This is a genomic window from Enterobacter sp. ECC-019 (assembly GCF_043974075.1).
In the GTDB taxonomy this organism is placed as follows: domain Bacteria; phylum Pseudomonadota; class Gammaproteobacteria; order Enterobacterales; family Enterobacteriaceae; genus Enterobacter; species Enterobacter asburiae_D.
Map to the genome: position 1 here is coordinate 78,360 of NZ_CP143760.1, position 13,457 is coordinate 91,816.

Here is a 13,457-nt window from a genome sequence, read left to right on the forward strand (position 1 = left end):
TACTGAATCAGCACCTGCCACGGCGCTGCGCACTAATTAATACGGGGTTGACCCCATGCCGATGGCGTTACGACAAATAGCACTGTGGAAGGCTGGTGATAGACATCATCGGAATCCACATAGGGTGCAATCCAGAGTGAAGTGATCTGCTCCCCACTCCTTAAGGGGCGGGGGTATTGCCCCGGTACGGTTGAGGGTGACGTATATGCAGGGGCGCTCACCGGACGAATAACCGGCGTAACTAACGGCTGAGAATATCCCCGCGCCTTCGGCATCGCCGTATTATTCAGGAGTAATGACGGGTCCCTCTTTACGGGTACAACCGGCGTCGTTCTGACCTGCGACAAATTAGGCTGTGATGGCAGCGGGTAAGAATTAACTGGCGTCGTTCTGAAATTACCGTCAGCCAGTCGTGGCAACCCGGCCGCAACCGGCTTTGCTTCACTGTTTTCCTCTTTCGTTTTCGCTTTTTCATTTGCCTGCTCCATCGTCATACAGGTATCCGATGTTGTGGCATTACATTCAAATTCAGACTCTGTGCCTGCGCATCCGGTTAAAAGCAAAGCGCTGCCCAGAGGAATTAACAGAATTAATTCCTTCATAATACTCTCCGCGTTTTATCAGTTCTTTTTCAGGTTCATCCTGAATACGGTATTGGCCTCAACTGACTGGATTAATTTCTCTCTTTCCTCCGGACTGCTCGCGTCATATATTTTTCCAATCTGACTAACATCTGATTTTGCAAATATAAGATTCGACATATATGTGGTTTTCCCGGCACCTGTCTCTCCGACTGGAACAGTATGACCAGACGTCTCCGGGAACGGATTATTTTTCTCCATTTTCTCCCTCGCTGTTTTTTCCCGACGTCGGGTGAAATGACTTTCCGGTTCCTGGTTTACTGAAGAAGACGGTATGGCCGGTATTACTCAGGCGATGAGTTCTGTGCCACGGCGTGCGACCGAACAGTACCGACATCCCCATAAATACCAGCGCCATGACTATCCACAGGTTCACTAATTCCTCGAAGTACGATTTATCCACATATGCTGCATACCCGGCAGCATCGGTTTTAATACTGGTGCAGTTCTGGTTCAGCACCGGGAAGGGATTATCATCAGAACCGGTTTTCGGGGCCGGAATGCAGACGTTAATGACATATCCCTCTCTCTGTACCGTTTCATTCTGGCTCACCAGCATCTCCCCCGGCGTCATCCCGCCCTTCCAGAACGTCATGACATATAACAAGGCCATCAAGGCCATCGGAAAGACCACCGCGTGCAGGATAAGCCACCCGGACACGTTCAGCGACGTTTGTACAAAACTCACAGGACGCTTATTCATTGTTGTTACCCTCATTTGCTGCACCAGGAGAGAACTGATGCGGATCTAATTTACCGAGCTGTTTCAGCATCTGGTCAGTATTAAAACCATTCAGGCTTGCCCCCGCTTGCGGTTGCTGCGGCTGATTTTGCGCCTGCTGTTTACTGTTTTTCTCGGCTTCCAGTTCTTCAATCGTTTTCAGCTGAAAACCGTCCTGGAATACGACCGTCACTTCATTACCCGCACCAATCGGGATCACCGGGTGATACTGCTCTGCACGTTTGATGTAGTAATCACCCAGCGTCTGCGCGGCTTTTGATGACCCACCGCCAATACCCATCTTCAGCACATCACCGGCACCGACGGATGCCGTTGCACCAATGCCTACAGACGGTTGCGAGGCGCGCTCCATGCCCTGGCCAATGCCGTCAATAAACCCTGCCCCCCACGCCCAGCCGAGGATTTTGCCGTTCCGCATCACCACCTCACCTTTAACCCCGTTTTTCCCCATAAAGGAAACGTGGCCGTTAATCGGCTGATCGATGGTTTTATCACCTTTGATACAGCTGATATTGCGGGTCCGGACAATGGCGCGCTCGCTGGAAACATCGCCATAGGCTTCAAGTCCCACAAAACACCCTGTCAGGTCGTAGGTTTTGCTGTTTGGCATTTCCACGCGCCCGGTGATACGCAGCTGCATCGGTACGGTTGATTCATTTCCGGTAACAGACGCGTTGGCATCCGCCCCCTCGATGAGCGTACTTTTTGCAAAGCTCCCCGACGGAATGTACGGCAATAACTTCGCTTTCTTCCCTTTGTCATAACTGAATGTGCGCCGCTGGATCTGGTTTGGTACCGGAACAGACTGGTAGCTCACCTGCGGGGGTGGCGTGGTGCCGTTCCCTGGGTAAAAAGACGTCGGTGGAGGGACCGAACCGGCAGGCTGCGGCGGGAAGTTAACCGGCTGAGGTTCACCTTCCGGTCCTGGCGCCGGAACCGGCGGTGCGGGTACCGGTTCGCCGCTGCGGGTGGTTGGCTTCACGCCCAGTTTGCTTAACTGGTCCTGCATGGCCTGATTATCCGTCGTCAGTTTTTCAATCCGCTGCTGATCTTCACCACGCCCCTTGTTCAGAAGCGCCAGTTCGCTCTCCATTGCGTCAAAGCGTTTGTTGAGATCGGCTGCCGTTGCCTGCATTTTCGTTGTGGCGTGCTGCTGAACCTTTGCATCAAAGCGGCTGTCAACAACCCCCGTCATATCCGGAGCGGGTTCGCTTTCGGTCTTCGCAGTATCATCTGAATTCATATCCAGATCGGACAGGTACAGGCCACCGCCTATTGCGCCTGCTGCTGCCACGATAATGACACCCAGCCACAAATACTGTTTGTTTCTGACCAGCTTGTTAATGTTGGCCATTATCGTTCCCCCTCTGCTGTGGTCACCCAGACCTGCAGTCGTCCGCCGCCCACTAAGGGACCGGCAGACCCGCTTATCATGATGGCCCGGGTACCCTGCTGCCAGAAGTCACTTTCCCTGACCACACGCGGGGAGAAAGTCATATTTTCCACCGCGTAGCGAACCACTTTCAGGTGATGCCCTGTCCAGACCTTGTCTGCTTTAGCGCTCAGGCCTGCCGGGACAGGTAACGTCTCAGAGGTGACAGGAATGGGCTCATATCCTTCCGGTACCCCTCCCTGACGCACGGCCCGGTTCAGGGAAACCAGAAGACTTTCATAGGGTGCAGACTCTTCCCAGGCTTTTGCCGGACCCGGCGTTCCTGCCAGTTCTGAGACCAGCTGGATGGTGCGGCCAGCTCCTGCACGCGGCACCGCGCGAACAGAGAAATTAAGCCCGCGTTCGGTTTCGACGATGAAGGTGAATGGCTTTTTACTGACTGTGGCCAGAATGGCGCCGCCGTTATCCGTCTGCTCCTGATTCGTGAGGCCACCGTCCAGGCTGTTTATCGCGGTAATGCGATCGCCGGGAACCGTGAACAGGTTAGGGTCAGTATTGCTGACGGCGATGTTAGCCTGACCGCCGTTGGTGAGCGGTACGACCGTCGGAGCCAGCGTGCTGCTGACTGTCGCTGACATTGCCGGCGATATCAGACACAGGCTCAGACTGACAGTAATACAGAGGGGCCTAGTGTTTTTCATCTGTCACTTCTCCAAAACGTGTCAGCCAGCTGATCCCGTCAAGGCGTTTAAACTGAAGCACATAATGTTTAATGTCCGAGTCAGGTTGCGAATCGCCAATCCAGGTTTTCAGTTCGCCCCGCATCTCGACACGGTTTTCAGCCGGATAGGCCCGTACAAAAGTCCAGTAAAAACTGGAGTTCACGTTGTTGTCTTTAATCCGACTGGCATCTTCAGCCAGCTGGATCTTGAGGTTGTTCTGGGAAGCCGGATAGACGTACTTCAGCAGCTGTGCGTGCTGTGCATCCACCGTTTCGGGTGTGACGTTAAGACGCAGCGATACGAAGCTCAGGGCCATCTGCTCCAGATAGGAGGCATCGGACTGGTTCTGTGATACCGCAAAAGGGGCGTTAAACAGCATCGGCGTTACCGCCACTTTCTGCTCCGTCTGCAGGCGGTAGTTATTGATGCCCTGAATAACGTTGGTGGCCAGGCTCAGTAAGGTGACGGTACCGAGACAGATAAAACCCAGACCAATGACACGGGTGGTACTGAGACGTGCACCGTGTTCCATGTTTGTTACTCCGTTCTGTTATTTAATCCACTGCCGGAAACAGGAGTCCGGGACATCATGGAAAATCCCTTTAAGAAGGGACGTAGGCAGATACCAGTAAATCAAATCGCGCAACCAGGCACTGCCCCGCCCTTTTTTCAGTTTTTTGATGCCCAGGTAAACCAGAATTGCCGCTACCAGACCGAATAAGAACTTACTGGTCCAGAAACCCCAGCCGAGGCAAATCACGGCCGGGATTAGTTCATCAAGATACAAACCGAACCAACGGGACTGGTTCGTCAATGTTTCCGGGAAACGGTACTTCTTGAGTTCGTCCCCGGTCATCATTCACGCCCTGTCAGTAGCCAGCGACAGACATACCGACGGTAACGAATACCGACAGGATGGCGAACCCGGCCAGGAACTTAACGTTTTTGGTCATCATGTACATGATACCGCCGACGATAACTTCGGCCAGGATAACCCACTTGACGACACTCGACCCTTTACCGAAGGTTGCCTTAACAGTACCGTCACCGGAGGCCATCAGGTCATTACCGGTTGAGGTTGCCAGGGCAGCCTGCGGGAATGCAGCGGCCAGAATTGCTACTGGTAAAACAGCTTTAATTGCTTTCAGCGCATTCTTTTTGGTAAAAATGCGAGAAAATTTAGAGGTTTTCTTTTCTACAGCTACAGCGCTACCCTGCACAGCTAATACAGTATTCATGTCTATACCCAATATTTTGAATGAAATTAAATAACCGACGTAACCTGTTTAGAACAGTCCATTAAACCTGTGTAAAAGAACTAATTGTGTTTTTTCATCTCCTCTGTTGTTTCTGAGTTATAAAAATCCGGAAAACGCTCCAGGTGATCCCTGAGTCGCATGAAAGCTTCCGCTGTCTTGCTTCTCAGACTTCTGTCTTTCGCCTTTATTAAAAGGCGATTAGTCTCGTCATCAAGACGCAGAAGTACATGAAGCCCTGGTGCTGGCCTTGAATTACTTCTCACCGATTTTGTCAATCGCGCCCCCAGTGAATGCGTTAATATTGCATAAGAAATTTTTACACCAGACGACCCTAAAGTAAATAAATAACGCCAGAGGGCTGAGTAAATTTTCCTGACATTCATTTACCCGAAAAGTCCCGTTCAAGTTAACATATCATTAACAACAAATTTAAGCACATTCACGACATTCAGAGCCAGCCTCTGGTAATTCATAGAATAAAAAAAGGATAAAATGAGGGTGTCGCGATTTTCAAAACAGAATTCTTTATTAAAATCATTTATAACATTTTTCGAAGTTTTTTCAGCAACACCAGTCAGACTTGCAATTTTAGAATGCGTTAAACCAATTGCATATAAACTCAGAATTTTCCATTTATCATCTTTTCTTGATAACGGGTTTGAAAGGTATGCATTGATTCGCCTTCCCAATCTACTATAAGAGTTTTGGGCTAATACAACAGCATGAGATTCTCTGACAAAAACCCATTTAGTGTAAGACTCATTTTTTAACAACATACTCTCAATGAAAACGTTCCAGACATAACCATCGATACAAACATCCTTCACAATACATGCAGAGCACTCAGTCAGAACACCAATCTCAGCTCCAACCAGCTCCATACCCGTTTCAATCGGTAATGAAGATAACCATGAGTTAATGTCACGGTTTGTTAAGAACATTTTGTCAAAAAGGGGGCTGGAACGAATTAATTCACCACAGGAGTTACGAATAAACGACAATGAAGATGAAATGTTAAGCATTTCACTCACAGATTGAATGGAATCCGTTTGACTGGCAAACGCATTTTGACTACGATCCTTCGCACACATAGGCGCCTCCTTTGAAGGACTCTATGGATAGTTGATGTCTGGGGGGCAATCCCCAGGCATCAATGCTTCAACAAATTTTAATCACTACTCGGATTCCATTTTAATACCCAAGACTATCCCTGTCACTCATAAAACCCAGATCATTATTCTTTTTTAAGAAAACAATATAGACATAAAAACTGCTAACTTATTCCTCTTCTTCCTGCACTGGGAAAAATCTGTCTACAATTTCTTTTGCATCATCACGAATATTCATGACCATAGATTTGAAATCAAAGCGTTCATCACCGATGATATGTGGACTGAGCGAATCCATTGCCAGAACTTTTGAAATGGTGAACTGAGTCTTTATAACATTTTCGAGCAGAACTTTATTAAACTCTGTCTGATTGAAGCCGGACTCTTTCCGCTCCATCTGAGCTTCATACACACGGAGCCCCAGTTCCAGAAGCATCGTCGCTACGCTGGAAAAACTTATATCTTTCTCTTTGGCACCTTCTGCCCTGCGTCTATCAACAATCGCGCTAATTTTTGCAACGACCTCATCACTGGGATATGCCTGCACCCTGGCCATAGCGACTCCTGTATTAATAATATGGGATATTCAAGTTTATTTAGGGCAGAAGATATCGCGAACATTCGATTAATACAACTCTAAACTTAAGCCTAGAGCACTGGCGACTTGTATGGAAACTCAGTTAACGACTTAAGCCTGAACTTAAGTCTAAACAACTTATTGTTTTTAAAGGACTGAGTTGAAGTTAAGTTTCAATCGACTCAGTCACAACTTATTTAAAACTTTCCGACAACTTGTTTTTACATAACGATATATAACACTACATAACATAACCACAGGCAACTACATAAATTTAATGGATTATCTGCAAAATTTTAATTTTGCGTGGGGTGTGCTGTTTTTGTGGTGAGGAGTGCACATTTGTTGAGTATATTTCTCGGATGGGTTAACGTATTTCCGGCAACTGCACCGGAGGGAAATTCATGAAAGGTTGGGTACTGGGCATCGCACTGTCAGCAATATCGTTGTCCGCCATGGCATCGGATTGTTTTGATATGGCGGGAAGAGATTACAGAATTGATCCAGATCTACTCCGTGCTATTTCCTGGCAGGAATCGCATTTTATAATTGGCGCCATTGGTCGTAATCCGGTAACAGGTTACGGCTCCGGACTTATGCAGATTGATTCGCAGCATTTCGACGAACTGTCACGATATGGAATAAAATCAGACCATCTGCTCACGGATGCCTGTCTGAATATCTACACCGGGGCGTATTATCTGGCAAAGGCTTTCAGAAAATGGGGCGTGTCATGGGATGCTGTGGGTGCGTATAACGCAGGGTTTAAAAGAACGCCGCTTCAGGCAGCCAGGCGTTATGAGTATGCGAAAAAAATTCATCGGTACTACACCGCGATAAAAGCGAGTAAACGTCAGCCAGCTAAAACGCAGCTAACCGCAATGAACTAAAAAAAGCCTTCTCGTGGAGAAGGCTTCATCTTTTCAGAATTCCACACTGTCTATATCGGGGTAATGATCCGCATCGCTGTCAAAATAATAGATGAGATATCCACGTTCCTGATACATGCGGATAAGATTCCTGCGCAATAGCCTGGATACGCCACCTCTTTTAAGGGCCAGAAGATGGCGCTTAAAATCATACATCCTGATGACCACGCCATATGACGTGTCATGGATCCACTCGTTATAGCTTTCGATGGTCTGGTTATTAAAGGAAAGTATATGGAGGATCCTGACATCTTTTCCCTCCATATGTGTAATACTGACGCAGACGCCTGTGAATTCAAACATTGTAATTAACACCCTGACGCTGAACTGAAGGCCCCGGACATATCGGTCCGGGGTATTTTTGTATTATCCCTTGAATGTGCGGAACTGTTCGGCAATCAACCACAGCGCTTTATTCAGTTTGACGTCACCATCAATGCCCTGCACCGGTCGGGTTATCGTTTTTTTTCCGTTCTGTGAACGACCGGGCAAACCACCTTTAATCAAGTTTTCCTGCACACGTTGATACGTGGTCCAGATATCTTCTGATTTATCTTCAAAACGGCGGGGGGTGAATAATTTGTCCAACACTGACCGGGGCTTTATTCTCGTCATCATACTTATAGGTCAGAGCGGCCTTCCCAAAAAGGTGTTGCTCTTCTTTTGTCAGCGTAATGGATTTCATTATATCTATGTTCTCTGCCACTTTATCGAAAATACCCAGGACTGCGTAAGCACCTTCTATTACCTGTCCGACGACATCCCCTTTATGCGGTACCCGGAACTCACCAAATGATGTTCCACATATCAGGCCATTGGTACAGACAAAACAAAACATGCCCGGGATCATTTGATAGCTCGATGAACCATCATGTGAATTAAGCAGAATGATTTCCGGAACTTCCTTTCCTTTGTTTACACCCTCCCTGCGCATGCGAACCATATGTTTTGTATGACCTCGTTTATCTTCATTTCGCACTCTTGACTGGCAGGCGAAAAAGGGCTGAAACCCTTCGTCACGTAACTTATCCAGCAGGGTAATAGGTGGGATACAGGTATAGTGTTCACTGCGTGTACTGTGCTTTTCTTCGGGAAAGACAGAAGGCACAAACTGAATTAATTCGTTATTCGTTAATGAACGTTCCTGACGAATGGACTCAAACGGGTGAAACGGCACCAGAGGAAAGGAGCAGGAACCCGCAGCAACGACGGAACGCGCGGGCGCGAAACGGCGTTGCCCTCCAGAGTGCCGGCGGCTTTATCGCCGGCACGGTGAAAGCGGCGCGACCGGAACGGTCGCAGCAAGCGCTGCCCTTGACCTTGACCTTAGCCATCAGACCCTAGCGTCAGCCCGAAACCGCTTGCGGGTTCGGCGGAGCCCGGCGGGTGCGTCAGCAGCCGCCCTGGCGGAGTGGGGCTCGACGACTGGACAGCGCAGCTGGCCGGGAGCCGAAGGGGTCCATAATGGTGTTGCCGTTGCCGTTAAAAAAGAGGCATCACAGCAGGGAGAACAGCCGGAAGTTAGTCAGCAGCAGGCTAAAACCGGACAGAAAGCAGAGAGAGAGCCGGAGAACAGAGAAATCGCGGAGGAAAGGGCCCGGCGGCGCGTCAGCGCAGCCTGCCCTTCCGGCGCCGCAGGCGCGCGTTTTTTAGCGGGCCCAATGGCAGGAGGATGCCCCCCTGCCTGCCGGACATTACGCAGCATCTGACATGCTGCGCATAAATTTATGCATGGAGATGCTGATTAACGAGCTTCCAGGCGCAACAGAGACTGTGCAAGATTAATGTTATTGCAAAGGTCCTTATGCGCGATGTCCCACGCCTTTTGCCCGATAAAGCCGTATAAGCGGATGACATGAGCCTGAGCCTGCAACCATGGCTGCACGACATGAAACGAAACCAGCGGATATGAACGTTCCCAGCACAGCACACCTTCCCTGTGAATGTTGTCGCTCATCAGGCTGAGAAGACGCAGGATTTCCTCAGCCTCATCGTGCTGGCTCAGCTGGAGATTGCACACGCCGCAAAGCTCAGCCAGATATGACTTTTGCTCCGCGATAACACAGGCCAGACGCGCTTTCGGGTCTGTCCCCCATCTTTTGGTAGATTCTTTGGTGGCGGTTTTGACGTTGACGTTCTGTGTGTTCATTCTGCTTTTCCTCTTGTCTGGTGATTAATCCATCTCTCGGTGAGTTCCCTGGCGGCAAAGGGCAAAGGAGCGACGGCGTGGCGGCAGGAGAAGGGCGGAGACAAAAGTTTTTGCGGTCCTTCGCAAAAAGTTTTGGCGGAGTGCATTTCACCCTTCGGATGACGACACGACGGTGCTACGACCAGCCCTCCGCCCGGGGACTTAACGGGAGATGGCTCACCAGAAGCACAGGAAGAGAATGAACACACCCGACACGACGGAACGGCGTGGCGCCCCCGGAGTGCCGGCAGCTTTATCGCCGGCACGGTGAAAGCGGCGCGACCGGAACGGTCGCAGCAAGCGCTGCCCTTGCCCTTGACCTTAGCCATCAGACCCTAGCGTCAGCCCGAAACCGCTTGCGGGTTCGGCGGAGCCCGGCGGGTGCGTCAGCAGCCGCCCTGGCGGAGTGGGGCTCGACGACTGGACAGCGCAGCTGGTCAGGAGCCGAAGGGGGCCATCGCCCTGCCCGTTTTTCGGGTTATGGCCACGGAGCTGCAGCTGAGAAAGTTAACCAGCAGGACGCCGGTTATGAACGCAGGAGAGGAGAGAAGCACTAGAGTGCCGGCAGCTTTATCGCCGGCACGGTGAAAGCGGCGTGACCGGAACGGTCGCAGCAAGCGCTGCCCTTGACCTTGACCTTAGCCATCAGACCCTAGCGTCAGCCCGAAACCGCTTGCGGGTTCGGCGGAGCCCGGCGGGTGCGTCAGCAGCCGCCCTGGCGGAGTGGGGCTCGACGACTGAACAGCGCAGCTGGTCAGGAGCCGAAGGGGGCCATCGCCCTGCCCGTTTTTCGGGTTATGGCCAAGGAGCCGCAGTTGAGAAAGTTAACCAGCAGGACGCCGGTTATGAACGCAGGTGAGAAGAGAAGCACTGCAACGGGGAAAGGCAGGAGCGCCGGAGGCGCTTTCGCCCTCCCCGTTTCCCCGCAGGGGAAAGAGGTTTGTGCGGTTGCCCTGATGAACGCCACCAGGGCTGAACCGAATCCGGGATCAGGGATTAATACTCACCTGACTCAATTTGCGACTCAAAATCCATCTCGTTCATAAGGTCGTCATGCCTCTGCTTCGCACGTTCTTCCTCAGCCCACGTCAGCATAAAGCCACGCATCGACGCCGCGCCCATGAATACCGGGCGGTCTTTAAGAGGTAATTTAGCCAGGTAGTCCAGCGCCATTCCCAGCAATCTGACGTCATAGATTTCGGGGTACGCGCCGCATGATTTACCAGCCAGTTTTTCCATACGAGCCAGAACCACATCAGCACGAATGACGTCGAACGGATTACGTGAGTGAATATTGCGTACAAAGCCGTCAGTGCGCAGGAACATAGTTTTATGTGTCATATTCGTTTCCCTCTGAATCAAAATTTATTAGTAATTTCTGACAGTGCTCCACGGATGAAGTACAGACAGGCATCGGTACGGGTGAACTTATTTCTGTAATGCGCATGATCCTCCTGCGCACAGGCCGCGTTGTAGTGCCCACGGTCGATGATCCGTGCCATTTTTTTCACCCATCTTCCGGTAGATTCTTGAGCGGCGGTTTTGACGTTGACGTTTCGTGTGTGCATCCTGGTTCTCTCCTGTAGTGATGGTTGTCCATCTCCCTGGTGAGTTCTCTCGCGGCAAAGGGCAAAGGAGCAACGGCGAAGGGAGGAAGGAAAGGGGCGGAGACAAAAGTTTTTGCTGCCCTTCGCAAAAAGTTTTGGCGGAGTGCATTTTACCCCTTGGATGACGACCCGACGGTGCTACGACCAGCCCTCCGCGTGAGGACACACGGGGGATGGCCTCACCGGGGGAACAGGATGCACACACCCGACACGTCGGAACGGCGTGGCGCCCTCAAAGTGCCGGCAGTTTTATCGCCGGCACGGTGAAAGCGGCGTGACCGGAACGGTCGCAGCAAGCGCTGCCCTTGACCTTGACTTTGACCTCAGACATCAGACACTAGCCGTCAGGCACGAACCCGCCTGCGGGTTCGGCGGAGCCCGGCGGGTGCGAAGCAGCTGCCCTGGCGGAGTGTGGCTCGACGACTGGACAGCGCAGCTGGCCGGGAGCCGAAGGGGTCCATAATGGTGTTGCCGTTGCCGTTAAAAAAGAGGCATCACAGCAGGGAGAACAGCCGGAAGTTAGTCAGCAGCAGGCTAAAACCGGACAGAAAGCAGAGAGAGAGCCGGAGAACAGAGAAATCGCGGAGGAAAGGGCCCGGCGGCGCGTCAGCGCAGCCTGCCCTTCCGGCGCCGCAGGCGCGCGTTTTTTAGCGGGCCCGATGGCAGGAGAATGTCCCCCTGCCAGCCGGACTTTATGCAGCATCTGATATGCTGCGCATAAATTCGCGCATGGCACTGATACGCCGCTGATCGTCCAGACGCTTCTCAAAGTTGTTGATGTAGTACACCGGCGTATACCGCGTCCTGCTACATTCCAGCGTCAGCGAATTACCCGTGACTACCTGAGCCGGAATACCCAGCAGGGAAAGCTGGATAAACGACATATCGGCGGCGATCGGGTCGATATCCACACAGTGTGCATACATCTGCTCGGACGGGTTGTAGCCAGCCTCAAGCAGGTTCTCTGCATAAGCAATAATCATTCCCGCCGCACCACTGGCCGGATCGCTGACGGTCACAAAACCTTCCGTGCGTATCGTCTGTTCGACATCTGGCATAACCAGCTTTGCCAATAACGACTGGAGGTGATAGGGCGTGAAGTACTGCCCGTTCCGGTCGTCGCCCAGCTCCAGCTCCATGAAGATCGCACCGAGAAAGTCATGAAATTTCGCCTCCAGTGCGCAGACCATCAGGCAGAAAAGTTCGTGCAGGTTCCGGATATCGCTGTCACCGTATTTAGCACAAATCTCGCGGCTGCTTTCCATGTTCTCCGGCGTTCTGATCCGCGCGAGGTCAAGTTCACTGGCAGCCAGCGTGATGAAATCGCGGAATACATCCCAGCGGCGAAGGTTGCGGGCGGTGTCTTTAAACACACGAATGAACTGCCGCCGCGCCTCATCGATGGTTAGCATACCGCGGGATGACGTTGGGGTTTGCTTCGGTATGACAGCAGGCCGCTGCACAGCCCGGGGTTCGGACGCTCTCGCCTGGTCAAAGACGCTGGCAAAACTAAGTTGAGACATATTACCTCCTTTGAAATGCCGCCCCTTACAGGGCGGCGCCTCCGTCAGTTAAATGCCCGTGCCAGTTCGAGCGTACGCAACACCTGTCCCCACTCGCTCCCGCGCATGGCCGGGATACGAACTGAGCGTCCCTTCCTGCAGTTGCGGGCAATATGACGCCCCATCGACCGCATTTCGGTACTGATAGCCTCCGGTGCGATATCCCCGCGCTTAATTCGCGTCTGTTTTCTCACTGGCGTCATTTTTGCCCGGCAGATCTGGACATACAGGGCGGTCGGTGTGACAATTGAAACTACACTGAAGTGATTCATTCTTGACTCCTTTAGTTAAGGCCGGATTCATCGTTTTGCGGCGTACAAATCCGGCGGGAAATGGCAGACGAAAGTCTGCCTTTTTCATTTACGGAACAGACCAAACGCCTCTTTAATGCGCGTCTTGATTTGCTCGTGGTTCAGATGGCACACATCCCGCAGACGGAAATAACGCGCTCCGGTACGGGCATAAATTTCGGTGACTTCTCCGCAGGTCATTTCCGCCATCATGAACGTTTCCCACTCACCGTTTTCACTTGTTGACCAGTTCAGGGGATACATCAGCCCCAGCGCGTCATGAAAGGCGTGCACGTCGATTTCAGCGGGTTTTGTTACGGCCTGCTCCTGACGGTGTAGCCAGTACGCCCGCTCCGCTTCGGCAGTCGCGTGCATCCCCAGCAGGGTGGAGGATTCGGTCAGGTGTAAGTACATGGTTTTCTCCTTCTGTGATTGATG

The 13,457-nt window shown here is 51.6% G+C and carries 19 protein-coding genes and 1 pseudogene; 1 reads left to right on the top strand and 19 read right to left on the bottom strand.

What is annotated here, in order from left to right:
• Positions 1 to 32: 32 nt before the first annotated feature.
• From traV to traM, 10 genes are all read right to left on the bottom strand, one after another.
• Positions 33 to 602, bottom strand: a complete 570-nt coding sequence (gene traV / locus V1566_RS23565; RefSeq protein WP_395306052.1) for a type IV conjugative transfer system lipoprotein TraV — start codon at positions 600 to 602, stop codon at positions 33 to 35.
• 226 nt (positions 603 to 828) lie between these two features.
• Complete coding sequence (locus V1566_RS23570; protein WP_395306053.1) at positions 829 to 1,344, bottom strand: conjugal transfer protein TraP; 516 nt, start codon at positions 1,342 to 1,344, stop codon at positions 829 to 831.
• Positions 1,337 to 2,737 (bottom strand): F-type conjugal transfer pilus assembly protein TraB, encoded by a 1,401-nt coding sequence (gene traB / locus V1566_RS23575; protein WP_395306054.1) that lies wholly within the window; start codon positions 2,735 to 2,737, stop codon positions 1,337 to 1,339. The genes V1566_RS23570 and traB overlap by 8 nt, the downstream gene beginning before the upstream one ends.
• Positions 2,737 to 3,477, bottom strand: a complete 741-nt coding sequence (traK, locus tag V1566_RS23580) for a type-F conjugative transfer system secretin TraK (RefSeq protein WP_395306055.1) — start codon at positions 3,475 to 3,477, stop codon at positions 2,737 to 2,739. Before traK ends, traB begins: the two co-directional genes overlap by 1 nt.
• Positions 3,464 to 4,030: a type IV conjugative transfer system protein TraE gene (traE, locus tag V1566_RS23585; protein ID WP_395306056.1), complete on the bottom strand. Its 567-nt coding sequence runs from the start codon at positions 4,028 to 4,030 to the stop codon at positions 3,464 to 3,466. Before traE ends, traK begins: the two co-directional genes overlap by 14 nt.
• A gap of 18 nt (positions 4,031 to 4,048) precedes the next feature.
• On the bottom strand, positions 4,049 to 4,354 hold the full coding sequence (gene traL, locus V1566_RS23590) for a type IV conjugative transfer system protein TraL (RefSeq protein ID WP_024908901.1): 306 nt from the start codon (positions 4,352 to 4,354) through the stop codon (positions 4,049 to 4,051).
• Between the two features lie 13 nt (positions 4,355 to 4,367).
• A complete protein-coding gene (gene traA, locus V1566_RS23595; RefSeq protein WP_024908900.1) occupies positions 4,368 to 4,736 on the bottom strand; it encodes a type IV conjugative transfer system pilin TraA in 369 nt (122 codons plus the stop codon).
• A gap of 80 nt (positions 4,737 to 4,816) precedes the next feature.
• Entirely contained in the window at positions 4,817 to 4,978 is a 162-nt protein-coding gene (locus tag V1566_RS23600) for a TraY domain-containing protein (protein ID WP_395306134.1), read from the bottom strand.
• A gap of 180 nt (positions 4,979 to 5,158) precedes the next feature.
• The gene (locus V1566_RS23605; RefSeq protein ID WP_395306057.1) at positions 5,159 to 5,848 is read right to left on the bottom strand and encodes a conjugal transfer protein TrbJ; all 690 of its coding nucleotides are present in this window, start codon (positions 5,846 to 5,848) and stop codon (positions 5,159 to 5,161) included.
• A gap of 187 nt (positions 5,849 to 6,035) precedes the next feature.
• The gene (gene traM / locus V1566_RS23610; protein WP_395306058.1) at positions 6,036 to 6,422 is read right to left on the bottom strand and encodes a conjugal transfer relaxosome DNA-binding protein TraM; all 387 of its coding nucleotides are present in this window, start codon (positions 6,420 to 6,422) and stop codon (positions 6,036 to 6,038) included.
• Positions 6,423 to 6,847: 425 nt separating this feature from the next.
• Here traM and V1566_RS23615 point away from each other — a divergent pair, with 425 nt between their 5' ends.
• Positions 6,848 to 7,333, top strand: coding sequence for a transglycosylase SLT domain-containing protein (locus V1566_RS23615; protein ID WP_395306059.1), 486 nt, complete (start codon positions 6,848 to 6,850; stop codon positions 7,331 to 7,333).
• 33 nt (positions 7,334 to 7,366) lie between these two features.
• Here V1566_RS23615 and V1566_RS23620 read toward each other — a convergent pair whose 3' ends face one another.
• The 9 genes and pseudogenes from V1566_RS23620 to V1566_RS23660 all read right to left on the bottom strand — a co-directional run bounded on the left by V1566_RS23620 (position 7,367) and on the right by V1566_RS23660 (position 13,433).
• On the bottom strand, positions 7,367 to 7,675 hold the full coding sequence (locus V1566_RS23620) for a DUF5983 family protein (protein ID WP_395306060.1): 309 nt from the start codon (positions 7,673 to 7,675) through the stop codon (positions 7,367 to 7,369).
• Positions 7,676 to 7,738: 63 nt separating this feature from the next.
• Positions 7,739 to 8,552 (bottom strand): annotated as a pseudogene (locus V1566_RS23625) (DUF932 domain-containing protein).
• A gap of 564 nt (positions 8,553 to 9,116) precedes the next feature.
• Entirely contained in the window at positions 9,117 to 9,521 is a 405-nt protein-coding gene (locus V1566_RS23630) for an ammonia monooxygenase (RefSeq protein ID WP_395306061.1), read from the bottom strand.
• A gap of 1,035 nt (positions 9,522 to 10,556) precedes the next feature.
• Positions 10,557 to 10,901: a hypothetical protein gene (locus V1566_RS23635; protein ID WP_024909886.1), complete on the bottom strand. Its 345-nt coding sequence runs from the start codon at positions 10,899 to 10,901 to the stop codon at positions 10,557 to 10,559.
• Positions 10,902 to 10,918: 17 nt separating this feature from the next.
• Complete coding sequence (locus tag V1566_RS23640) at positions 10,919 to 11,128, bottom strand: hypothetical protein (RefSeq protein WP_395306062.1); 210 nt, start codon at positions 11,126 to 11,128, stop codon at positions 10,919 to 10,921.
• A 562-nt stretch (positions 11,129 to 11,690) separates the two neighbouring features.
• Entirely contained in the window at positions 11,691 to 11,870 is a 180-nt protein-coding gene (locus V1566_RS23645; RefSeq protein WP_395306063.1) for a hypothetical protein, read from the bottom strand.
• Positions 11,860 to 12,690: an N-6 DNA methylase gene (locus V1566_RS23650; RefSeq protein ID WP_395306064.1), complete on the bottom strand. Its 831-nt coding sequence runs from the start codon at positions 12,688 to 12,690 to the stop codon at positions 11,860 to 11,862. Before V1566_RS23650 ends, V1566_RS23645 begins: the two co-directional genes overlap by 11 nt.
• A gap of 44 nt (positions 12,691 to 12,734) precedes the next feature.
• On the bottom strand, positions 12,735 to 13,001 hold the full coding sequence (locus V1566_RS23655) for a hypothetical protein (protein ID WP_395306065.1): 267 nt from the start codon (positions 12,999 to 13,001) through the stop codon (positions 12,735 to 12,737).
• 84 nt (positions 13,002 to 13,085) lie between these two features.
• Entirely contained in the window at positions 13,086 to 13,433 is a 348-nt protein-coding gene (locus tag V1566_RS23660; protein WP_395306066.1) for a hypothetical protein, read from the bottom strand.
• Positions 13,434 to 13,457: the final 24 nt, after the last annotated feature.

Bases quoted from the DNA above. Each gene is read 5' to 3' on its own strand.
- traK (WP_395306055.1), bottom strand. From the start codon at position 3,477: ATGAAAAACACTAGGCCCCTCTGTATTACTGTCAGTCTGAGCCTGTGT.
- traL (WP_024908901.1), bottom strand. From the start codon at position 4,354: ATGACCGGGGACGAACTCAAGAAGTACCGTTTCCCGGAAACATTGACG.
- V1566_RS23615 (WP_395306059.1), top strand. From the start codon at position 6,848: ATGAAAGGTTGGGTACTGGGCATCGCACTGTCAGCAATATCGTTGTCC.
- V1566_RS23655 (WP_395306065.1), bottom strand. From the start codon at position 13,001: ATGAATCACTTCAGTGTAGTTTCAATTGTCACACCGACCGCCCTGTAT.
- V1566_RS23660 (WP_395306066.1), bottom strand. From the start codon at position 13,433: ATGTACTTACACCTGACCGAATCCTCCACCCTGCTGGGGATGCACGCG.
- V1566_RS23605 (WP_395306057.1), bottom strand. From the start codon at position 5,848: ATGTGTGCGAAGGATCGTAGTCAAAATGCGTTTGCCAGTCAAACGGAT.
- V1566_RS23620 (WP_395306060.1), bottom strand. From the start codon at position 7,675: ATGTTTGAATTCACAGGCGTCTGCGTCAGTATTACACATATGGAGGGA.
- traM (WP_395306058.1), bottom strand. From the start codon at position 6,422: ATGGCCAGGGTGCAGGCATATCCCAGTGATGAGGTCGTTGCAAAAATT.
- V1566_RS23640 (WP_395306062.1), bottom strand. From the start codon at position 11,128: ATGCACACACGAAACGTCAACGTCAAAACCGCCGCTCAAGAATCTACC.
- V1566_RS23570 (WP_395306053.1), bottom strand. From the start codon at position 1,344: ATGAATAAGCGTCCTGTGAGTTTTGTACAAACGTCGCTGAACGTGTCC.
- V1566_RS23635 (WP_024909886.1), bottom strand. From the start codon at position 10,901: ATGACACATAAAACTATGTTCCTGCGCACTGACGGCTTTGTACGCAAT.
- traA (WP_024908900.1), bottom strand. From the start codon at position 4,736: ATGAATACTGTATTAGCTGTGCAGGGTAGCGCTGTAGCTGTAGAAAAG.
- V1566_RS23645 (WP_395306063.1), bottom strand. From the start codon at position 11,870: ATGCTGCATAAAGTCCGGCTGGCAGGGGGACATTCTCCTGCCATCGGG.
- V1566_RS23650 (WP_395306064.1), bottom strand. From the start codon at position 12,690: ATGTCTCAACTTAGTTTTGCCAGCGTCTTTGACCAGGCGAGAGCGTCC.
- V1566_RS23630 (WP_395306061.1), bottom strand. From the start codon at position 9,521: ATGAACACACAGAACGTCAACGTCAAAACCGCCACCAAAGAATCTACC.
- traV (WP_395306052.1), bottom strand. From the start codon at position 602: ATGAAGGAATTAATTCTGTTAATTCCTCTGGGCAGCGCTTTGCTTTTA.
- traE (WP_395306056.1), bottom strand. From the start codon at position 4,030: ATGGAACACGGTGCACGTCTCAGTACCACCCGTGTCATTGGTCTGGGT.
- traB (WP_395306054.1), bottom strand. From the start codon at position 2,737: ATGGCCAACATTAACAAGCTGGTCAGAAACAAACAGTATTTGTGGCTG.